The sequence below is a fragment of the Pantoea osteomyelitidis genome, assembly GCF_044342975.1.
Classification (GTDB): Bacteria; Pseudomonadota; Gammaproteobacteria; order Enterobacterales; family Enterobacteriaceae; genus Pantoea; species Pantoea osteomyelitidis.
Window position 1 is genome coordinate 47,738 of record NZ_JBGFSN010000003.1, and the last position, 20,278, is coordinate 68,015.

19 protein-coding genes are annotated in these 20,278 nt (G+C 54.5%); 14 read left to right on the forward strand and 5 right to left on the reverse strand.

Annotated elements, in window-relative coordinates; translation table 11 throughout:
- Positions 1-53 precede the first annotated feature (53 nt).
- The 6 genes from dnaB to ABU178_RS02505 all read left to right on the forward strand — a co-directional run bounded on the left by dnaB (position 54) and on the right by ABU178_RS02505 (position 5,059).
- Complete coding sequence (gene dnaB / locus ABU178_RS02480) at positions 54-1,460, forward strand: replicative DNA helicase (RefSeq protein WP_397211662.1); 1,407 nt, start codon at positions 54-56, stop codon at positions 1,458-1,460.
- A 126-nt stretch (positions 1,461-1,586) separates the two neighbouring features.
- The gene (locus ABU178_RS02485; RefSeq protein WP_397211663.1) at positions 1,587-2,066 is read left to right on the forward strand and encodes an Lrp/AsnC family transcriptional regulator; all 480 of its coding nucleotides are present in this window, start codon (positions 1,587-1,589) and stop codon (positions 2,064-2,066) included.
- 240 nt (positions 2,067-2,306) lie between these two features.
- A complete protein-coding gene (locus ABU178_RS02490; RefSeq protein ID WP_397211665.1) occupies positions 2,307-2,921 on the forward strand; it encodes a YitT family protein in 615 nt (204 codons plus the stop codon).
- A gap of 42 nt (positions 2,922-2,963) precedes the next feature.
- Positions 2,964-4,157, forward strand: a complete 1,194-nt coding sequence (locus tag ABU178_RS02495; protein ID WP_397211667.1) for an amino acid aminotransferase — start codon at positions 2,964-2,966, stop codon at positions 4,155-4,157.
- Positions 4,158-4,289: 132 nt separating this feature from the next.
- Positions 4,290-4,706 (forward strand): secondary thiamine-phosphate synthase enzyme YjbQ, encoded by a 417-nt coding sequence (locus ABU178_RS02500; protein ID WP_397211669.1) that lies wholly within the window; start codon positions 4,290-4,292, stop codon positions 4,704-4,706.
- Positions 4,707-4,708: 2 nt separating this feature from the next.
- Positions 4,709-5,059, forward strand: a complete 351-nt coding sequence (locus ABU178_RS02505; RefSeq protein WP_397211671.1) for an MmcQ/YjbR family DNA-binding protein — start codon at positions 4,709-4,711, stop codon at positions 5,057-5,059.
- Between the two features lie 61 nt (positions 5,060-5,120).
- Here the strand turns inward: ABU178_RS02505 and ABU178_RS02510 are convergent, their stop codons facing one another.
- Together ABU178_RS02510 and uvrA are read right to left on the reverse strand one after the other, a co-directional pair.
- Complete coding sequence (locus ABU178_RS02510; RefSeq protein ID WP_397211673.1) at positions 5,121-6,185, reverse strand: NAD(P)-dependent alcohol dehydrogenase; 1,065 nt, start codon at positions 6,183-6,185, stop codon at positions 5,121-5,123.
- A 242-nt stretch (positions 6,186-6,427) separates the two neighbouring features.
- Positions 6,428-9,256 carry an excinuclease ABC subunit UvrA gene (gene uvrA, locus ABU178_RS02515; protein WP_397211675.1) on the reverse strand — a complete coding sequence of 943 codons (2,829 nt, stop codon included), beginning with the start codon at positions 9,254-9,256 and terminating at the stop codon, positions 6,428-6,430.
- A 227-nt stretch (positions 9,257-9,483) separates the two neighbouring features.
- On the opposite strand from uvrA, the gene ABU178_RS02520 reads away from it, so the two are divergent.
- The 3 genes from ABU178_RS02520 (at position 9,484) to ABU178_RS02530 (ending at position 12,079) form a co-directional block, all read left to right on the forward strand.
- Positions 9,484-10,044 (forward strand): single-stranded DNA-binding protein, encoded by a 561-nt coding sequence (locus tag ABU178_RS02520; protein WP_397211677.1) that lies wholly within the window; start codon positions 9,484-9,486, stop codon positions 10,042-10,044.
- 173 nt (positions 10,045-10,217) lie between these two features.
- Complete coding sequence (locus ABU178_RS02525; RefSeq protein ID WP_397211679.1) at positions 10,218-11,045, forward strand: AraC family transcriptional regulator; 828 nt, start codon at positions 10,218-10,220, stop codon at positions 11,043-11,045.
- A 74-nt stretch (positions 11,046-11,119) separates the two neighbouring features.
- The gene (locus tag ABU178_RS02530; RefSeq protein WP_397211681.1) at positions 11,120-12,079 is read left to right on the forward strand and encodes a DMT family transporter; all 960 of its coding nucleotides are present in this window, start codon (positions 11,120-11,122) and stop codon (positions 12,077-12,079) included.
- Between the two features lie 950 nt (positions 12,080-13,029).
- On the opposite strand, the gene ABU178_RS02535 is transcribed toward ABU178_RS02530, so the two are convergent.
- A complete protein-coding gene (locus ABU178_RS02535; RefSeq protein ID WP_397211683.1) occupies positions 13,030-13,425 on the reverse strand; it encodes a transposase in 396 nt (131 codons plus the stop codon).
- Positions 13,426-13,950: 525 nt separating this feature from the next.
- Here ABU178_RS02535 and ABU178_RS02540 point away from each other — a divergent pair.
- On the forward strand, positions 13,951-15,207 hold the full coding sequence (locus ABU178_RS02540) for an MATE family efflux transporter (protein ID WP_397211685.1): 1,257 nt from the start codon (positions 13,951-13,953) through the stop codon (positions 15,205-15,207).
- A gap of 7 nt (positions 15,208-15,214) precedes the next feature.
- A complete protein-coding gene (locus tag ABU178_RS02545) occupies positions 15,215-16,165 on the forward strand; it encodes an ATP-grasp fold amidoligase family protein (protein ID WP_397211687.1) in 951 nt (316 codons plus the stop codon).
- Between the two features lie 53 nt (positions 16,166-16,218).
- Here ABU178_RS02545 and ABU178_RS02550 read toward each other — a convergent pair whose 3' ends face one another.
- Both ABU178_RS02550 and soxS read right to left on the reverse strand, forming a co-directional pair.
- Positions 16,219-16,500, reverse strand: a complete 282-nt coding sequence (locus tag ABU178_RS02550; protein WP_397211689.1) for a YjcB family protein — start codon at positions 16,498-16,500, stop codon at positions 16,219-16,221.
- Positions 16,501-16,761: 261 nt separating this feature from the next.
- Positions 16,762-17,187: a superoxide response transcriptional regulator SoxS gene (gene soxS, locus ABU178_RS02555; protein WP_397211691.1), complete on the reverse strand. Its 426-nt coding sequence runs from the start codon at positions 17,185-17,187 to the stop codon at positions 16,762-16,764.
- A gap of 101 nt (positions 17,188-17,288) precedes the next feature.
- On the opposite strand from soxS, the gene soxR reads away from it, so the two are divergent.
- From soxR to ABU178_RS02570, 3 genes are all read left to right on the forward strand, one after another.
- A complete protein-coding gene (gene soxR / locus ABU178_RS02560) occupies positions 17,289-17,774 on the forward strand; it encodes a redox-sensitive transcriptional activator SoxR (RefSeq protein ID WP_397211693.1) in 486 nt (161 codons plus the stop codon).
- Between the two features lie 62 nt (positions 17,775-17,836).
- Positions 17,837-18,502: a glutathione S-transferase family protein gene (locus tag ABU178_RS02565; RefSeq protein ID WP_397211695.1), complete on the forward strand. Its 666-nt coding sequence runs from the start codon at positions 17,837-17,839 to the stop codon at positions 18,500-18,502.
- 383 nt (positions 18,503-18,885) lie between these two features.
- Entirely contained in the window at positions 18,886-20,235 is a 1,350-nt protein-coding gene (locus ABU178_RS02570) for an NCS2 family permease (RefSeq protein WP_397211697.1), read from the forward strand.
- The last annotated feature ends 43 nt before the right edge of the window (positions 20,236-20,278 follow it).

Consider the following 20,278-nt stretch of genomic DNA (forward strand, 5'->3'; position numbering starts at 1 on the left):
CCACAACAAGGTATACTGGCGCGTCCCCTCAGAAGATCGGTATTACATTCACTATGGCAGGAAATAAACCCACCAACAAATCGAACGAAACCCGCGATCGCCAGCTGGAAGGCGTAAAAATGCCGCCTCATTCGCTGGAAGCGGAGCAGTCGGTACTCGGTGGGTTGATGCTGGACAACGAGCGCTGGGACAACGTCTCTGAGCGCGTGGTGGCGGAAGATTTCTTCAACCGTCCGCATCGGCTGATTTTTTCCGAGATGCAGCGGCTGCTGGAAGCGGGCCAGCCTATCGACCTGATCACCCTCTCTGAATCGCTGGAGACGCGCGGCGAGCTGGAGATGGCGGGCGGCTTCGCCTATCTGGCCGAGCTGGCAAAAAACACGCCGAGCGCTGCTAACATCAACGCTTATGCCGACATCGTACGCGAACGTGCGGTGGTGCGTGAGATGATCGCCGTCGCCAATCAGATTGCCGATGCCGGTTACGATCCGCAGGGGCGCAGCAGTGAAGATCTGCTCGATTTTGCCGAGTCCAATGTGTTTAAAATCGCGGAGCAGCGCGCCAATAAAGATGACGGACCGAAAAACATTGAGCAGATCCTGGAAGCCACGGTTTCCCGTATCGAGTCGCTGTTCCAGACGCCGCACGACGGCGTGACCGGCGTTGATACTGGCTATCAGGATCTCAACAAGAAAACGGCGGGATTACAGCGCTCCGACCTGATTATCGTCGCGGCGCGTCCCTCAATGGGTAAAACCACTTTCGCCATGAACCTGTGCGAAAACGCCGCCATGCTGCATGAAAAGCCAGTGCTGATTTTTAGCCTCGAAATGCCCAGCGAGCAGATCATGATGCGTATGCTGGCATCGCTGTCGCGCGTCGATCAGACGCGTATCCGTACCGGCCAGCTGGACGACGAAGACTGGGCGCGTATCTCCGGCACCATGGGGATTTTGCTGGAGAAAAAGAATATCTTTATTGATGACTCCTCCGGCCTGACGCCCACCGAAGTGCGTTCACGCGCGCGCCGCATCTATCGTGAAAACGATGGTCTCAGCATGATCATGATCGATTACCTGCAGCTGATGCGCGTGCCGTCGCTCACCGACAACCGTACGCTGGAGATTGCCGAAATCTCCCGCTCGCTCAAGGCGCTGGCGAAAGAGCTGAATGTGCCGGTAGTGGCGCTGTCGCAGCTTAACCGCTCGCTGGAGCAGCGCGCCGATAAACGTCCGGTGAACTCCGACCTGCGTGAATCAGGATCGATTGAGCAGGATGCCGACCTGATTATGTTTATCTACCGTGATGAGGTTTATCACGAGAACAGCGATCTGAAAGGCATTGCCGAAATCATTATTGGTAAACAGCGTAACGGTCCCATCGGCTCCGTGCGTCTGACCTTTAACGGACAATGGTCGCGCTTCGATAACTACGCGGGTCCGCAGTACGACGACGAATAATCCTCCAGGCAAAGCGCATGCACAACGGGTGCATGCTGCTCACGTCATCAGAAAATAGTGTTGGACAACAGCAGCTTCAATAAGGTTATCTGTAGCGAAAGCGATAGCTCAGGCTCTGGAAGCAGCATGACCCAAGTTGATGATTACGATCTTAAAATACTGACACTGTTACAATCTAATGGCCGTCTGACTAACCAGGAATTAAGCGATCTGGTTGGCCTGTCGGCCTCGCAATGTTCACGGCGGCGTATCAATCTCGAACAGCTTAACCTGATTCTCGGCTATCACGCCCGGCTGTCGCCGGATGCCATTGGACTCGGCATGGTGGGGTTGATCGAGGTGCGCTTAATCAATCATACCTCAGACTATGTGGAAAGCTTTCACCGCATGGTGGAGCAGGAAACGGCGATCGTGGATGCTTATAAAACCACCGGCGACGCCGATTATCTGCTGAAAGTGGCAGTGGCGGATTTAGCCTCGCTCAGCGCCCTGATCAGCCAGCTGGTGGCGGGACATCAAAGCGTGGCGCATGTCAAAACCTCTGTGGTGCTGAACCGGCTGAAAGAGAATGGTCTGATGATGATCCCGCAGCACAAAATGCGCTAAAAAAGTGCATTATGTGCCATTTTGGTGCGCCGATTGCCTGACAGATGCAAAAATTACGCACCAGAGAAGTATTCTGTGCATGAATCAACGGAAGCGATAGGATTTATGCACAAAGCCTCGCAATAAAGCGCCTTAGTTATCAATGGGATATTCGCTGGCACCCGCCGACAGGGCCAAAAATCTGCCGGTGTGGTGCGTTTTTTGCATTTGAATCGCGTCAATTGCAATGAGATAACCCCCATGGATAACGTCGTTGAACCTGTAAAAATTCCCCATACGCGCCTGGAAGATGCCTTGGCTATTCTGCTCGGCACGCTGATGGTCTCGTTTGGCGTGGTGATGCTGAAACAGGCCGGTGCGCTGACCGGCAGCACCGCCGGCATCGCTTTTCTGATCAGCTATCTTTCGCCGCTCTCGTTCGGCAGCGCCTTTTTTCTGATTAACCTGCCTTTTTACTGGCTTGCGGCGCGCCGCATGGGCTGGGAATTCACCCTGAAAACCTTTTGCGCCGTGGGACTGGTTTCGCTGTTTACCCATCTGCATCCGCTTTTCGTCCATTTTTCAGCGCTGAATCCTTTTTATGCGACACTGTTCGGTAACGTCGTGATGGGGATTGGGTTTATAGTGTTGTTTCGCCACAAGGCCAGCCTTGGCGGCATCAATATACTGGCGCTCTGGCTGCAGGATCGCTTCGGCCTGCGCGCCGGCAAACTGCAAATGGCGGTAGATACCTGCGTGGTGCTGGCATCGCTGTTTGTCGTCTCTTTGCCCATGTTGCTCGCCTCGGTAGCGGGCGCGGTGATCCTTAACCTGATCATCGCCATGAATCACCGTCCCGGACGCTACAGGGTCTGATGACGCAACCTGACTTTTATACCCATAATGGAGATCTGCACCGTGTTTCAAAACGTTGATGCCTATGCCGGCGATCCGATTCTTTCGCTGATGGAAACCTTTAAGCAGGATCCGCGCGAGCACAAAGTCAATCTGAGCATCGGCCTCTATTACAACGAACAGGGCATCATCCCTCAACTTCAGGCGGTAGCCACGGCGGAAGATCGCCTGCAAGCCGAACCGCACAATGCCTCGCTCTATCTGCCGATGGAAGGGCTGCCAGCCTACCGTAACGCGATTGCGCCGCTGCTGTTCGGCGCCGAACACCCGATGCTGAAAGCGGGCCGCATCGTCTCGATTCAGACGCTGGGCGGTTCCGGCGCGTTGAAAGTGGGCGCCGATTTCCTGAAGCGTTATTTCCCGCACTCCAACGTCTGGGTCAGCGACCCGACCTGGGAAAACCACGTCGCGATTTTCGCCGGTGCCGGTTTTGACGTCAGCACCTACCCATGGTACGACGCGGAAACCCACGGCGTGAAGTTTGATGCCTTCCTCGACAAGCTGAAAACGCTGCCGAAACAGAGCATCGTGCTGCTGCATCCCTGCTGTCATAACCCGACCGGCGCCGATCTCACTAACGCGCAGTGGGATCAGACCGTTGAAGTGCTGAAAGCGCAGGAGCTGATTCCTTTCCTGGATATCGCCTATCAGGGCTACGGCGCCGGTATGGAAGCGGATGCTTACGCCATTCGCGCCATTGCGGCCGCAGGCCTGCCGGCGTTGGTGAGCAATTCCTTCTCGAAAATCTTCTCCCTGTATGGCGAACGCGTCGGCGGTCTTTCCATCTGCTGCGACAGCGCAGAAGAGGCGGGACGCGTGCTGGGTCAGCTGAAGGCGACCGTGCGCCGCAACTACTCCAGCCCGCCGAACTTTGGCGCTCAGGTGGTTTCCTGCGTGCTGAACGACGAGGCGCTGAAGGCGAGCTGGCTGGCGGAAGTGGAAGCGATGCGTCTGCGTATTCTGGAGATGCGTCAGTCGCTGGTTGCCGTGCTGAGCAGCGCGTTGCCGGGCAAAAACTTCGACTACCTGCTGAAACAGCGCGGCATGTTCAGCTATACCGGCCTCAGCGCGCAGCAGGTTGATCGCCTGCGCGATGAGTTTGGCATCTACCTGATCGCCAGCGGCCGCATGTGCGTCGCGGGCCTGAACAGCAAAAACGTTCACCAGGTTGCGGAAGCTTTTGCTGCCGTGATCTGATTACAGGCATGAAAAGAACAAGCCGTCGGGTGCCGCATCCGACGGCTTTTTTTATCAATTTTTCCCGCAGGGTTTACCTTTTAGCGACATGCTGCACACTTAAGAGACATTGGCTATTCAGGAAGAGAGAGCATGTGGCATCAACAAACCTTAACGCTCGGCGCGAAATCGCGGGGATTTCATCTGGTCACCGGGGAGATCGTTGAGCAAATCCCTGCGCTGGCGGAGGTGCAAACCGGCCTGCTGCATCTGCTGTTGCAGCACACTTCAGCCTCGCTCACGCTAAATGAGAATTGTGATCCCACCGTGCGCAGCGATATGGAGCAACATTTCATGCGCCACGTCCCGGAAAACGCACTTTATCAGCACGATTATGAAGGGCCTGACGATATGCCTGCCCATATTAAATCGTCCATGCTGGGCGTTTCGCTGCTGCTGCCGGTGAGCCGCGGGCAGCTGGCTTTAGGCACCTGGCAGGGCATCTGGCTCGGCGAACATCGCATTCATGGCGGTTCGCGACATATTGTCGCTACGCTACAAGGGGAGTAACAATGAACATATCGGATTTGCTGATTTACTGCATGAATAAACCGGGCGCCGAACAGAGCGTGCACAGCGACTGGAAAGCGACACAGATAAAAACGGACGGTGTGCTGTTTGCCATGGTACATGAAGTGAAAGGGCGTCCGGCGGTATCGCTGAAATCCACGCCTGCGCTGGCTGAGCTGCTGCGTGATGAGCACAGCGACGTTTTCCCCAGCGAGCATATGAACAAGTCGCACTGGAACACATTGTTTCTGGATGGATCGCTGAAAGATTCACAAATTTACTATCTGGTGGATGCTTCTTTTCAGCAGGCAGACGGCACCAAAGCGGCAAGCCAGGGACATGGCGGCAATTAAGCATTAACCCCTCTCCCACAGCCGGGAGAGGGGCAGAACATCGCTTAAGCGGCTTGCGTTATCAGGTAGCCGGTTGCTCACGCAGGGTATTGATATCAATCACAAAGCGGTATTTCACGTCACTTTTCAGCATACGCTCATAGGCATTGTTGATCTGATCCATCGCGATCATTTCGATATCGGAAGTGATGCCGTGCTCGCCACAGAAATCGAGCATTTCCTGTGTTTCAGCGATGCCGCCGATCAGAGAACCTGAAAGGCTGCGGCGTTTAAACACCAGGTTAAATACCTGCGGCGCCGGGTGATCGTGCTCAGGTACGCCAACCAGCGTCATATTGCCGTCGCGCTTCAGCAGGGTAAGGAACGGGTTCAGATCGTGCTGCGCCGCGACGGTATTGAGGATAAAGTCGAAGCTGTTGGTGTGCTGCGCCATCTGATCCGCATCTTTCGACACCACGACTTCGTCCGCGCCCAGACGTTTGCCGTCGTCGATTTTTGACGGAGAGGTAGTGAACAGCACCACATGCGCGCCCATCGCATGAGCCAGTTTCACGCCCATATGGCCCAGGCCGCCCAGACCGACGATGCCCACTTTTTTGCCGGGACCGACGTTCCAGTGGCGCAGCGGAGAATAAGTGGTGATACCCGCGCACAGCAGCGGCGCAACGCCAGCCAGATCGAGGTTTTCCGGTACGCGCAGAACGAAATCTTCATGCACCACGACGCTGGTTGAGTAGCCGCCGTAGGTTACCGCGCCGGTTTCGCGATCTTCGCCGTTATAGGTGGCAACGAAACCATTTTCGCAATATTGCTCCAGACCTTCCTGACAGCTCGGGCAGCTACGGCAGGAGTCAACCATACAGCCGACGCCAACCAGATCGCCCACTTTGTATTTCTGTCCATGCGCGCCGACCGCGGTTACACGACCCACGATTTCGTGGCCTGGCACCACCGGGAAAACGGTGTTATGCCATTCGTTACGTGCCTGGTGCAGGTCGGAATGGCAAACGCCACAGAACAGCACTTCAATCTGCACATCATGAGCGCGCAGCTCGCGCGGCTTATAGTCGAAAGGCGCGAGTTTGGATTGCGCGTCCTGAGCGGCATAGGCATGCGTAATATTCATGGTGTCTCCAGTTTTGATGTGTCGTGAGTGTTTTGTTCGATGAAGCGCACGGGTGCGTGCGTACAGGGCTGCGCCAGCAGCGCGCCAAAGAGGAACTCGTTACAACGGAACAGCGTTAAGGATAGTCAGAGAAGAGAGCAGCGCCTATGCCTGAATATGTTTAAATCTTGCCTGTTTCTGCAATTTTCTGGCGAAAACAGCAGGAGATCAAAAAAGGCCAGCATGATGCTGGCCTGAAGAAACTACTTTTTCAACAGCGGTTTAAGGAAGCGCGCCGTGTGTGATTTTTCACAGTCGGCGACGGTCTCCGGCGTACCGGCAATCAAAATCTCGCCGCCGCCGCTGCCGCCTTCCGGACCCAGATCCACAATCCAGTCCGCGGTTTTAACCACGTCCAGGTTGTGCTCAATCACCACAATGGTGTTGCCCTGATCGCGCAGCTGATGCAGCACGGCCAGCAGCTGCTGGATATCGGCAAAGTGCAGACCGGTGGTCGGCTCATCCAGAATGTAGAGCGTCTGGCCGGTACCGCGTTTCGACAGCTCGCGCGCCAGCTTCACGCGTTGCGCTTCGCCGCCGGACAGCGTCGTTGCCGACTGACCAAGGCGAATGTAAGAGAGACCGACATCCATCAGCGTCTGCAGCTTACGCGCCAGCGCAGGCACCGCATCAAAGAAGTCACGCGCCTCTTCGATGGTCATCTCCAGTACTTCATGAATGCTCTTGCTTTTGTATTTGATCTCCAGCGTTTCGCGGTTGTAGCGCTTGCCTTTGCACTGATCGCAGGGCACGTAGATGTCCGGCAGGAAGTGCATCTCAACCTTGATGACGCCGTCGCCCTGGCAGGCTTCACACCGTCCGCCGCGCACGTTAAAGCTGAAACGACCTGGATTGTAGCCGCGTGAACGCGATTCCGGCACGCCGGCAAAGAGTTCACGCACCGGCGTGAAGATGCCGGTATAGGTTGCCGGGTTGGAGCGCGGCGTACGGCCAATCGGGCTTTGATCGATATCGATCACCTTGTCGAAATGCTCAAGGCCACTGATCTCACGATAGGGCGCGACTTCGCCGCTGGTTGCGCCGTTCAGCTGACGCTGCGCAATCGGGAACAGCGTATCGTTGATCAGCGTCGATTTACCGGAGCCGGAAACGCCGGTAATGCAGGTAAACAGGCCGACCGGCAGCGTCAGCGTGACATCCTTGAGGTTGTTGCCGCGCGCGCCGCTCAGCTTGAGCACTTTGGACGGATCGCCTTTTACCCGCTCGGCAGGCACGGCGATTTCGCGTTTGCCGCTGAGGAACTGGCCGGTGAGGGAATCTTCCTGCGCCATGATCTCTTCAACGGTGCCTTCCGCGACGATTTGACCGCCGTGCACGCCCGCGCCCGGACCGATGTCGATAACATGATCCGCCGCGCGGATCGCATCTTCATCATGCTCAACCACAATCACGGTGTTGCCGAGATCGCGCAGATGGATCAGCGTGCTCAGCAGACGTTCGTTATCGCGCTGGTGCAGGCCGATAGAGGGTTCATCCAGCACATACATCACGCCTACCAGCCCGGCGCCGATCTGGCTGGCCAGCCGGATACGCTGCGCTTCGCCGCCAGAGAGAGTTTCGGCGGAGCGGGACATAGAGAGGTAGTTCAGGCCGACATTTACCAAAAAGCTGAGGCGATCGCCAATCTCTTTCAGCACTTTCTCGGCGATTTTGGCGCGCTGGCCGCTGAGCTTCAGGTTATGGAAAAACTCCATTGCATGCCCGATGCTCATTTCTGAGATGGTCGGCAGGTTGGTATTTTCCACAAACACATGGCGCGCTTCGCGACGCAGGCGCGTGCCTTCGCAGGTAGCGCAGGCGCGGTTGCTGATAAATTTCGCCAGCTCTTCACGTACCGCAGTGGATTCCGTCTCTTTATAACGGCGCTCCATGTTATGCAGCACCCCTTCGAACGGGTGGCGACGAACCGAAGTGTCTCCCCGATCGTTGATGTACTTGAACTCGATGCTCTCTTTACCGGAACCGTAAAGGATCACCTGCTGCGCTTTGTCGCTCAGGCTATTGAACGGCGACTCGACGTCAAAATCGAGATGTTCCGCCAGCGAGCGCAGCATCTGGAAATAGTAGAAGTTGCGACGATCCCAGCCGCGAATCGCGCCGCCCGCCAGCGACAGCTCAGGGTTCTGCACTACGCGATCCGGATCGAAATATTGCTGCACGCCGAGGCCGTCGCAGGTGGGGCAGGCGCCAGCCGGGTTGTTAAAGGAGAACAGACGCGGCTCAAGCTCGCGCATACTGTAGCCGCAAATCGGGCAGGCGAAGTTGGCGGAGAACAGCAGCTCATCGGCGTCGGCATCATCCATATCCGCCACGATCGCGGTACCGCCGGACAGCTCCAGCGTGGTTTCAAACGATTCGGCCAGACGCGTCGCCAGATCCTCGCGCACTTTGAAGCGATCGACCACCACCTCGATGGTGTGCTTTTTCTGCAGCTCCAGCTTCGGCGGATCGGAAAGATCGCACACCTCGCCATCGATACGCGCGCGGATGTAACCCTGCGCTGCAAGGTTTTCCAGCGTTTTGGTATGTTCGCCTTTGCGATCTTTGACCACCGGCGCCAGCAGCATCAGGCGACGGCCTTCCGGCTGCGCCAGCACCTGATCCACCATCTGGCTCACGGTCTGCGCCGCCAGCGGCACGTCGTGATCCGGACAGCGCGGTTCGCCGACGCGGGCAAACAGCAGACGCAGGTAGTCATGGATCTCTGTGATGGTACCGACGGTAGAACGCGGGTTATGCGAGGTCGATTTCTGCTCGATGGAAATGGCAGGGGAAAGTCCCTCGATATGATCGACGTCCGGCTTTTCCATTAAAGAAAGAAACTGGCGGGCATAGGCGGAGAGCGACTCAACATAGCGACGCTGACCTTCGGCGTAGAGTGTATCAAATGCCAGCGAAGATTTACCGGAACCTGACAGGCCGGTAACCACGATCAGTTTGTCGCGTGGGATGATCAGGTTGATGTTTTTCAAATTATGGGTGCGGGCACCACGAACTTCTATCTTATCCATTCACATTTCCCGGATTAGCAGCACTCGCCATGCCTTGCCGACACAGCCAGAAGAAACAGATTATTATGGCATAAAAAATAACCTGAATAAATATCCAGTACTCTCTTGCAAAGCGGGGGCGAGAGAATCAAAATTGGAACCCAGCTCGAAACCAGGACTCGCAGGCCGGGACGTGGTAGAATTAACGGTTTAGACTTGAAGCAATAAACTCATTGGGAGAGACCAACATGGCCAGTCGGGGCGTTAACAAAGTGATTCTTGTCGGGAATCTGGGTCAGGATCCGGAAGTCCGATATATGCCGAATGGTGGCGCAGTCGCCAACATTACGCTGGCCACGTCGGAAAGCTGGCGTGATAAACAGACCGGCGAAAACAAAGAGATTACCGAATGGCACCGCGTTGTGCTGTTCGGTAAGCTGGCGGAAGTGGCGGGCGAATATCTGCGTAAAGGCTCGCAGGTCTATATCGAAGGCCAGCTGCGTACGCGTAAGTGGCAGGATCAGGGCGGCCAGGATCGTTACACCACGGAAGTGGTGGTCAATGTCGGCGGCACCATGCAGATGCTGGGTGGTCGCCAGCAGGGCGCAGGCGCCGGTAACGGCGCGCCGATGGGCGGCGGTCAGGGGCAGGGCGGTCAGAGCAACAACAATAACAACGGTTGGGGCCAGCCGCAGCAGCCGCAGGGCGGAAACCAGTTCAGCGGCGGCGCGCAGTCGCGTCCGCAGCAGAACAGCGCACCGGCGAGCAACGAGCCGCCAATGGATTTCGACGACGATATTCCGTTCTGATCGACGTCAGCCCGGCGGGAAAATGATCTCGCAAAAGCGTTTTGGTTATAAAAGAAGGCGGGTTTTATCCCGCCTTTTTCACGCCTGTGGGTCGGCTATTTTTTCACCTTTGCGTTTTGCTGCCGAAAGCAGGATCCTGAGCAGCTACAGGCTTGCGTTTGAGGATGTTTACCGTGTCCGTTGTGCCCTCCATGTTTCCCTGCGAAAAAGATCGCGCCCAGTTTCGTCAGCTGCCGGAGCTGCCGGGCGTTGAGCTTTATCAGGCGCATATTTCGCGTTACGCCTTTGAGCCGCATACCCATGAGGCGTACGGTATCGGCACTATCGTTGCGGGCGCGCAGCGTTTTCGTTATCGCGGCGCGCACTATGTTGCGCCAGCCCATTCGCTGGTAATGATGAATCCGGATGAGCTGCATACCGGCGAGTCGGCTTGCGAAGAGGGCTGGCGCTATCGCATGGTTTATATACAGCCTGAAACCATGGACAAGCTCACGGGCGAAACAGGGTGGTGGTTCAGCGAAGCGATGCGTACCGATCCCCGCTTTGCCCAGCCGCTGTCGCAAACGCTGGGCGCGCTTTGGCAGGCTGAAACGGCGCTGGAGCGGGAAGGACTGATGGTTGATCTGCTGGCGACCATGCGGCCTTTCGCCCGGATGGCGCGGCGGCATCAGAGCGAAGCGGCACACCGTTTTGACAGCGTGCGCGACTATTTGCGCGCAAACCTGGCGCAAAACGTCCGCCTCGAAACCCTCGCCTCGTTGGTATCGTTAACACCCTGGCATTTCCTGCGCGCCTTTAAACATCACTTTCACGTCACGCCGCACCAGATGCTGATGGCTTTTCGTCTCTATGAAGCAAAGCAGATGCTGGCGTGCGGCTTTGCCGCTGCGGATGTGGCGGCGGCGGTCGGCTTAACTGACCAGGCGCATCTGACCCGCACCTTTTCCCATCGCTATGGCATTACGCCGGTGCGTTACCAGAAGCAGGTGCAGCCGCGCTGACAGCAATCTGCTACAAGAATTTTGCTGCTGACTCAGGGAGACTGAGCGCCTCAGGTAATAAAGGAAAAGAAAAAATGTTAGCAGGCATATTATTTGCTCTGGCGGCGGGCTTGATGTGGGGACTCATCTTTGTCGGACCGCTAATCGTGCCCGACTATCCCGGCACGCTACAGTCAGCGGGCCGCTACGTGGCTTTTGGACTTATCGCGATGCCGCTGGCCTGGCATGCCCGTCACCAGCTACGTCGGCTGCGATCGGCCGACTGGGTTGAAGCGCTGAAGCTGTCGTTGATCGGCAACCTTCTTTATTACGCCTGCCTGGCGAATGCCATTCAGCGTACCGGCGCCCCTGTCTCTACCATGATTATCGGTACCCTACCTGTGGTGATTTCCGTTACGGCAAACCTCTGTTATGGCCATCTTGAAGGGCGGCTCTCCTGGCGCAGCCTGCTGCCTGCGCTGATCCTCATCGCGCTGGGCCTGCTGTGCGTGAACGGCGCCGAGCTGCAAACCCTGGGCCCATCGCTGAATGTGCGTCGTTACCTGACCGGCATTGTGCTGGCACTGTTTGCTGTGGTCTGCTGGACCTGGTATCCCTTACGCAACGCGCGCTGGCTGCGCAGTCATCCTGAGACGAAACCCTCAACCTGGGCCACGGCGCAGGGCGTCGTCACGCTGCCGCTGGCGCTACTGGCGTGGCTGCTGGTCAGTGGACAGCTTGCCTGGCAGCGGCCTGAATTCGTTCTGCCGCTGGGGCCGCGTCCGCACGTTTTCGTATTGTTAATGCTGGCGATTGGCCTGCTCTGCTCGTGGCTGGGCACGCTGTGCTGGAATGCCGCCAGCCAACGACTTCCTACTGTGTTGCTCGGGCCGCTTATCGTCTTCGAAACGCTTTTTGGTCTTTTATGGACCTTTTTTTGGCGGCAAAGCTGGCCGCCGCTATTAACTCTTAGCGGCATTGCCTGTCTGATAATTGGCGTTATTTACGCGATGCGTATTAAACCTCAGCCGTTGGTTAAAAAAATGAAAGTCTGAGGTGTGGTTGCATGCTTGTTTAAACTTTTCTATCTCTCTGTTTTGTTGCATTTTAAGATTATGACCAGGTGGATAAACCTGCATATTTGGCTGACAGAGGGATGTTGTGGTTGTCCTTTATAACAACAGGCTGGTTTTTTAGCGCAAAATTTATCCTCTTTGCTATAAACCCACAGTTATTCTCCTCTGCTCTTCCTGGCTAATGCTGTTTTCTGCGCGTAACCTGGGGTGAAATATAAAGCATTCGCTTTGCCTGACTGCCTACTCCTTCAAAGTAATGGACTAAACAGGCGACAAATCAGTCAAAATTTTTCTCTGATATTGTTGCGCAACCTTCTGCTGAACGTCTCTGGTACTGGCTTTGTGTAAGGATGAACCAAATTTTGCTTCATTTGTAACGCCGATGTTGCGATAAACCTGAGAAGTTTCGCAAATAAAAAGATTAATGATGTGAATCTTTCACCGGGGGGTATCAACAGCATGGCTGAAGCAGATGAGGTAAGTGATAAGGAATTATTAACTTTTATTTCCGGATAATTCCTGGGGAAAGTTTTTCAACAGTTTACTACTTCGCTTTTTGTTAACAACCAGGACAAGCATTTTAGGTCCATTCATATATGACGTTATTGTGACCAGATAAACCGGGAGTTGTTTACCTTTGCTGAACAGCGCGCCTGCGGGTCAGCGCCATGACGGGGAATTAATAAAGGAAAGGCACAAATGCCCAATCTCCCCGAATTGAGATTGGGCATTTGTTAACTGGCTTGAATAGCGAGACTTTTGCTGTTGTGAATCACGTTTACCGCACAAAAGATGTGTTTCCTCGACAGAAAACATCAGAAAAAAATGGTGCGAAAAGTCAGACCATGAAAGTTATGTTTAACGATCTTCCTTTCATCTGTTAAGTACAAAACCTACACATCATTCAAAGAAAAGACGGTATTGTGATTTTATCGACTATCACAGTTTGAAGGGTAATGGTAAACGCTACGGCTAATATCAAGCAGGCGGCAGCTGCGACGGGTGCCGATGTCGAAAGTGTTCTGCAAGAAATTGACCGCCTGGCGTTTCTCATTCGTGGTAAAGAAGTTTTTAAGTACGCTTTGCAGCATCTCCTTATCTGAACTGAGCGTCTGCAGCTCGCGGGTGAGGGTTTGAAGTTTCTCTTCCAACTCTCTGATTTTTCTGCCTTCTTCTGAAGAAAGACCTGAAAACTTCTTTTTCCAGCTATAGAAGGTGGCTTCAGAGATGCCTAACTCTTCGCAAATTTCCCGCACCTTAACTCCTGATTCAGAAGCTTTAATGGCATTGGTGATTTGCTCTTCGCTATATCGTGACTTTCTCATAAATGCTCTTACCTTTCTTATCAATTAACGGATGAGAATAACTGTATTAATCTCTGGTACTGCAAAAAGAGTATTAATGCAGTATTAAAGTGCGCGATTTGAATTGCGAAGGTTAAATTAAGATATTTAGAATAAATATCATCATGGGATAAATCTTATTTTATTCCGATCGGGTTTGCGCGCCTTCCTGGATTGGGTTTTTTGATATAAATTCTTCACATCCCAAATGGAAAAAATTCTACTTACATTGTAATTTCAGCATAACTTGCTTGCAAAATTCACAGGATATGCCAGGGGAAAGAGCTTCATTTAACGGGCTGAAATCGTTTACAAAACGACAAAATTTAGCCAAATATAATCAGAGTTTTCCTGAAAATAGTCTCAGACCCCAACTTTTATTCTCATTTTTCGAACCAGCTTAGTTTGAAGTCTTTAATTATCGTCAGGCCCATTGCGCGCTTGTTTATTCAATACAGGGATATTGCAACGAACGCTGTAGTAGTAAGTAATACAAAGGATGAGTCAATGAAACTTAGCGTAATGTCCAATGCCGCCTGGATGATGTCAGAGAAAATCGTCTCCGTTTTCGGCGTCATATTCGTGACCTCCTACGTGGCAAAATCTTTCGGTCCAACCGTTTTCGGTCAGATGGCGTTTTCCACCTCGTTGTTCTCAATGGTGCAAACCGTTGCGATTTTCGGTACCGAAACCATTCTGTTTAAACGCATCAGCAAAAGCGCGCCGAAAGGGCTGCGGTTGATGACGGTGGCGCGCACGCTGCGCATGGTGCTGCTATTGCTGACCTCTGTGCCGGTGTTGATTTGGGTTTGGTACAACATGCAGGAAAGCTTCCTGGCTTTTGCGCTGGCCTCTTTTGTCGCATCGGTTTTCGTCACCCAGGATACCTTCAGCGTCTACAACAATGCGCGTCTGGCTTCGCGGCTAAATACCGTGGCGAACTCCGTCGGCATGGTGCTCAGCTTCGCTATCAGCTTTGTCATCGCCTGGTTCCGCCTTAATCCCCTGTGGCTGACGCTCTCGATTGTGGCGGTCACTCTGGTGCCCTATGTCATCAAGCGCTACAACTTCTATCGCGATAATCAGGATATGGCGCCGCCGCAGGAGAAGCGCAGCACCTATTTTCGCTATCTGATGTATGCCGGCCTGCCGCTGGCTATCTCCAGCATTTTCATCTCTGTTCAGGTGAAAACCGCCCAAATGTTTTTAGCGGGCGCCGGTTCGGCACGCGATCTTGGCCTGTTTGCCGCAGCCAATACCATTGCCGCCTCGTGGATTTTTATCCCCGTAGCGATCATTACTTCATGCTTCACTGAAATTTTCAGGGAGCGTGGCGACACCGCCGTGAAACTGGCAGCGCGGCTGAATGGTTATGTCATGGGGGTTTCATTATTGATGCTTCTCTTCATCGCTTTTTATGGAGAGAAGATTGTGATCGCTTTGTACGGTCAGGAGTACACACAGTCCGGAAGTCTCATTACGTTGCTGTCGATAGCGACCTGCTTTTCGGCAATGGGGACCGTAGCCTATCGCTACATGGTTAAAGAGGGTGGATTTAACTATTTGCTGAGGAAAATTGTCTGTCTGATGCTTATCAGCGTGCCGCTTTCCTGGTGGTTGATCCAGGGCTACGGCATCATGGGCGCCGCGTGGAGCGTTTTCCTTTCAGAGTTCTTGTCCCTTACCGTAATGAATTACTTCTTCAAAAATGGCGTCATTCAAAAAATTCAAGTTTCCTCACTCAACTACAAAACCTACAAATGAGGTCCATATGCTCAAGTTGAAAGAAGAACTCAGAAGAAGCGTACAGTATTTTATCAAGAAGATGCCCTGGTCATACCAGGACCGCATCTACTACTTTCACAAATTCCGTAAGCTGCCTAATCTGCGTCAGCCGAAAGTGTTCAATGAGAAAGTACTGTATCGTAAATTCGTCTTTGGCGATTATCAGAACTATGGCCGTCTGTCGGACAAGTACTCGGTACGCGAATACATAGCTGAAAAAGTCGGCGATGAATATCTGATCCCGCTGGTATATGAAACCACCGATCCCACCACGCTGAACGCATTGCGTAGCTGGAAGAACACGGTGATTAAGCCGAACCACGGTTCAAATATGGTAGAGATTCTGTTGGAAGAGCCGGACGCGCTGAAAAAGCAGCAGATCATCAACAACTGCTACACATGGCTCAAGACCGACTTCGCCAAAGAGGCGCGTGAGATCCACTATCGCTACATCAAGCCGCGCATTCTGGTGGAACAATATATTGGCGATGGTAAAAGCGCGCCGATAGATTACAAATTTCACATGTTCAACAAGCGTGACGGCAATTTTGAATATGTGCTACAGGTGATCTACAACCGGGCTAACCCGGCGCTGTCGATGAACTTCTACGTTAACAATCTGTGTGAAGCCTTTCACAAGATTCGCGACACCGGCCTGGATATCACGCCGCAGATGGCCTCTTTGCAACATGCCCTTGAGCTGAGTAAAAAGCTGGCCAGCGATTTCGACTATGTGCGCGTTGACTGGTACATCCATGAGGAGCATATCTTTTTCGGCGAACTGACCTTTACCCCAGGGGCAGGTTTGGTAACCGGACTGGATCGTGGACTTAATCAGATGATGGGAGATATGTGGATTCAGGACCGCCGCGGAACGCAGAGACCGGGTGTGACCGTGCAGGATGTGAACATTCCTGCCATGTTGAAGAAAATTTGATCGACACAGCAATGTAAAAAACCCCGCTTAGCGGGGTTTTTTATTGCCGGTTATCAGGGCATTGGCCATTCGGCCGGCGTCTGGCTCATCACCTGCACAAAGGCGCTTTTGGATATCTCCATAAAATTATGCAGGTTATCCATGCTCAACGTCATACCCAGCAGCCCGGTCACAAACCAACAGGACATGCCCAGACCAATGCCCCCAAACATAAACGCCATCACGTTATGGCTGGTCTGACGACATTTAATTTTCAGGGTACTGGCGAAAAACATCATCAGGGCGCTGAGCAATTCCCAACGCATAATGAGAAAACTGGTGGTTAATGTAGCCATCTGCAACGAACCTCAAGCGGTGATCATCCCTGACGCTCCGGACAATAATGACGGCGTAAAGGCAGGTCAGGGGGCGCCTTTATGTCGTCCACACATAGCTTAATAGTGTGATGCAGGTCACATTATATCATTCGTTTTGAAAAGTTGAACAAAATCTGTAACTGGTATGGTAGAGAAAATTTTATCGAAACGACGGATAGCAGCAGAGGGTGAACAGCGGGAAGCGAGGGGAGAGAGCGCCCGCACGGGGCGCGCAGGCTGTTAACGAACCGGGCAGCACTCGCCGATGGTGCGCTGAGTAAAGCTGGCGACGTTTTCGCCGCAGCCAAAGCTGACCAGGCGCGGACGCTGTATCGCCTGACGTCGCATCGTATGGCGATATGCGGTCGGCGTTTGCGAATATTGACGGCGGAAAACGCGGGAGAAGGTTTGCTGTGAATCGTAGCCATACTGCATGGCGATATCGAACACCGGCCGATGCGTCTGGCGCAGCGCTTCGGCAGCCAACGTTAAGCGACGCTCACGAATATAGCCGCCCAACGTCTGTTTGGTGACGGTACGGAACATTCGTTGCAGGTGCCATTTTGAGTAACCCGATTTCGCCGCTACTTCATCGATCGATAAGCTTTTATCCAGGTTCTGGTCAATCCAGTCGGTCAAAGAATGAATTATTTCCTGTTGCATCATAGCCTCATCCTTTCTTGTGCACTTTCTTATGTCGTGTGGGATTCGTGGTTTTGATGGGGAAGGAGTATAATTCCTCAAGTTAACTTGAGGTAAAGGGCCAAATGAAAAAAGATCGCAATTACCCTAAGCCGGTGTTAACGCCGGGCGAAGTGGCGAAGCGCAGCGGCGTAGCGGTATCGGCGCTGCACTTTTACGAGTCAAAAGGGTTGATCTTCAGCTCGCGCAACGCAGGCAACCAGCGGCGCTACAGCCGTGACGTGCTCAGACGCGTCGCCATTATTAAGATTGCGCAGCGCATCGGCATTCCGCTGGCGACGGTGAGCGACAGCCTGATGCACGTCCCGGCGGATAAGCGTATGTCGACGCAGGAGTGGGACGCTCTGACGCAGCACTGGCGCGAGGAGCTGGATAAGCGTATCGAAACCCTGACGCGCTTGCGTAACGACCTGGATGGCTGCATCGGTTGCGGCTGTTTGTCGATGCGCGACTGCCCGCTGCGTAATCCCGGCGATCGACTGGCGCAACAGGGATCGGGCGCGGTGCTGCTGGATCCGGGGCATGAGCAGCAGCCGGGCGACGAGGGTTGATGCGCGCAGGTATTTTAGCGACGCCAACTATACTGGTGTAAGAACCGCAACCGGGAGCCGCTATGATCACCGTCCACCATCTTGAGAATTCTCGCTCACACCGCGTGCTATGGCTGCTGGAGGAGTTGGACGTCCCTTATCAAATCAAGCGCTACCAGCGAGAAAAAAGCATGATGGCGCCGGAAGCGCTGAAAAAAGTGCATCCGCTCGGCAAATCGCCCGTGATCACCGATGAAAATCGGGTTATTGCCGAATCTGGCGCGATCCTGGAGTATCTGGAAGCGAAGTACGACGACGAAAATCGGCTGAAACTTTCCGATGAAGCAGCGCAGTTGCAGTCTCGTTACTGGCTGCACTATGCGGAAGGCTCGCTGATGCCGCTGCTGGTGATGAAGCTGATATTCAGCCGCCTTGGCAAGTCGCCGGTTCCCTGGCTGATAAGGCCGGTGGGTGCCGCGCTCGGCAAAGGCGTGCAGCGCGCTTATATCGACAAGCAGCTGGCGCCGCACAGGCAGATGATTGAAACACACCTCGCTTCCCAACCGTGGTTTGCAGGCCAGCGCTTCAGCATTGCGGACATTCAGATGAGTTTTCCGCTGCTGGCGTTGACCTCGCGCGGCGGGCTGGATGCGATGCCCGCCACGCAGCAGTGGCTGCAAAAAGTTCAGACGCGCGCCGCATGGCAACGTGCGATTGAGCAGGGCGGCCCGATAAACCTCGCCAGCTGAATCTTTTCCTCCCGTTGCGCAACGGATGATTCACCCTGTTGCGCAACGCGCCGCTTTCATAAGAATTTGTTATTACGTTTCGCGCTGCGGCTTCCGTAGAGTTTGCCGGGCCGCAGTGAAAGTGCGCTTTCTCGACGGCGAGTGGTGCGATTTATCCTGATCAAACGCGAAACAGCAGTTGAAAATCTGCCGCTAAAGGCCGGATAATCGTTTGCCTTTTTATCGGGCCGTTGGCGAACGGCCTTTTCTTTGCGGCCAGGTAAACGTTTGCCTTATGACAATGCGCTGAATTTTCAACGCGATCGTAACGGAACCAGGGAACGAAAACAGACCGAGGCCGCATGGCGCACCACCCTTAAAAAAATCATTTCAGAGGCTCTACTATGTCTAACGAATCTCGCCCGGCCAGTGGAAAACTGGACGCCTGGTTCAACATCTCCGCACGCGGCAGCAGCGTGCGACAGGAAATCCTTGCGGGATTGACCACCTTCCTGGCGATGGTCTATTCCGTGATCGTCGTGCCCGGCATGCTGGGCAAAGCGGGCTTCTCGCCTACGGCGGTATTTGTCGCGACCTGTCTGGTCGCCAGCTTCGGCTCTATTATCATGGGCCTGTGGGCCAACCTGCCGATGGCGATTGGCTGCGCCATCTCGCTGACCGCCTTTACTGCCTTTAGCCTGGTGCTGGGACAACAGATCAGCGTGCCGGTCGCGCTTGGCGCGGTTTTCCTTATGGGGCTGCTGTTTACCCTGATTTCCGCGACCGGCATCCGCGCCTGGATTCTGCGTAACCTGCCGATGGGCGTAGCGCACGGCACCGGCGTCGGTATCGGGCTGTTTCTGCTGCTGATTGCCGCAGACGGCATTGGCCTGGTGGTAAAAAATCCGGCGCCGGGTCTGCCGGTGGCGCTGGGACACTTCGCCTCGTTTCCGGTGCTGATGGCGCTGGGTGGCCTGGGCATGATTTTTGGCCTGGAAAAACGGCGCGTGCCCGGCGGCATCCTGTTTACCATTCTCGGCATTTCCGTGCTGGGGCTGATTTTTGATCCCGCCGTTAACTACCAGGGCCTGTTCGCCATGCCGAGCCTGAAAGATGCCAGCGGCCATTCGCTGCTGTTCAGCCTGGATATTATGGGCGCGCTGAAGCCTGCGGTACTGCCGAGCGTGCTGGCGCTGGTGATGACGGCGGTGTTCGACGCCACCGGTACCATTCGCGCGGTGGCGGGCCAGGCGAACCTGCTGGATAAAGAGGGGCAGATCATCAACGGCGGCCGCGCGTTAACCACCGACTCCATCAGCAGTTTGTTTGCCGGTCTGGTCGGCGCGTCACCTGCGGCGGTTTATATCGAGTCGGCGGCGGGCACGGCGGCGGGCGGAAAAACCGGCCTGACGGCGATTGTGGTGGGTCTGCTGTTCCTGCTGATTCTGTTTATGTCACCGCTGGCGTACCTGGTGCCGGCTTACGCCACCGCACCGGCTTTGATGTACGTGGGTCTGCTGATGCTGAGCAACGTGGCGAAAATCGACTTCAGCGACTTTGTCGATGCGATGGCGGGTCTGCTGACGGCGGTGTTTATTGTCCTGACCTGCAACATCGTGACCGGCATTATGCTGGGCTTCGGCGCGCTGGTGATTGGCCGCGTGTTTGCTGGCGAGTGGCGCAAGCTGAACATCGGCACGCTGGTTATCGCTATCGCGCTGGTGGCTTTTTACGCTGGCGGCTGGGCCATTTGATGCTTCGCCGGGTGAGCGGTTGCTCACCCGGATTTGTCTTTTT

Bases quoted from the DNA above. Each gene is read 5' to 3' on its own strand.
- ABU178_RS02530 (WP_397211681.1), top strand. From the start codon at position 11,120: ATGTTAGCAGGCATATTATTTGCTCTGGCGGCGGGCTTGATGTGGGGA.
- ABU178_RS02540 (WP_397211685.1), top strand. From the start codon at position 13,951: ATGAAACTTAGCGTAATGTCCAATGCCGCCTGGATGATGTCAGAGAAA.
- ABU178_RS02545 (WP_397211687.1), top strand. From the start codon at position 15,215: ATGCTCAAGTTGAAAGAAGAACTCAGAAGAAGCGTACAGTATTTTATC.
- ABU178_RS02500 (WP_397211669.1), top strand. From the start codon at position 4,290: ATGTGGCATCAACAAACCTTAACGCTCGGCGCGAAATCGCGGGGATTT.
- soxR (WP_397211693.1), top strand. From the start codon at position 17,289: ATGAAAAAAGATCGCAATTACCCTAAGCCGGTGTTAACGCCGGGCGAA.
- ABU178_RS02565 (WP_397211695.1), top strand. From the start codon at position 17,837: ATGATCACCGTCCACCATCTTGAGAATTCTCGCTCACACCGCGTGCTA.
- ABU178_RS02535 (WP_397211683.1), bottom strand. From the start codon at position 13,425: ATGAGAAAGTCACGATATAGCGAAGAGCAAATCACCAATGCCATTAAA.
- uvrA (WP_397211675.1), bottom strand. From the start codon at position 9,256: ATGGATAAGATAGAAGTTCGTGGTGCCCGCACCCATAATTTGAAAAAC.
- ABU178_RS02510 (WP_397211673.1), bottom strand. From the start codon at position 6,185: ATGAATATTACGCATGCCTATGCCGCTCAGGACGCGCAATCCAAACTC.
- ABU178_RS02505 (WP_397211671.1), top strand. From the start codon at position 4,709: ATGAACATATCGGATTTGCTGATTTACTGCATGAATAAACCGGGCGCC.
- ABU178_RS02520 (WP_397211677.1), top strand. From the start codon at position 9,484: ATGGCCAGTCGGGGCGTTAACAAAGTGATTCTTGTCGGGAATCTGGGT.
- ABU178_RS02490 (WP_397211665.1), top strand. From the start codon at position 2,307: ATGGATAACGTCGTTGAACCTGTAAAAATTCCCCATACGCGCCTGGAA.
- ABU178_RS02550 (WP_397211689.1), bottom strand. From the start codon at position 16,500: ATGGCTACATTAACCACCAGTTTTCTCATTATGCGTTGGGAATTGCTC.
- soxS (WP_397211691.1), bottom strand. From the start codon at position 17,187: ATGATGCAACAGGAAATAATTCATTCTTTGACCGACTGGATTGACCAG.
- ABU178_RS02485 (WP_397211663.1), top strand. From the start codon at position 1,587: ATGACCCAAGTTGATGATTACGATCTTAAAATACTGACACTGTTACAA.
- dnaB (WP_397211662.1), top strand. From the start codon at position 54: ATGGCAGGAAATAAACCCACCAACAAATCGAACGAAACCCGCGATCGC.
- ABU178_RS02570 (WP_397211697.1), top strand. From the start codon at position 18,886: ATGTCTAACGAATCTCGCCCGGCCAGTGGAAAACTGGACGCCTGGTTC.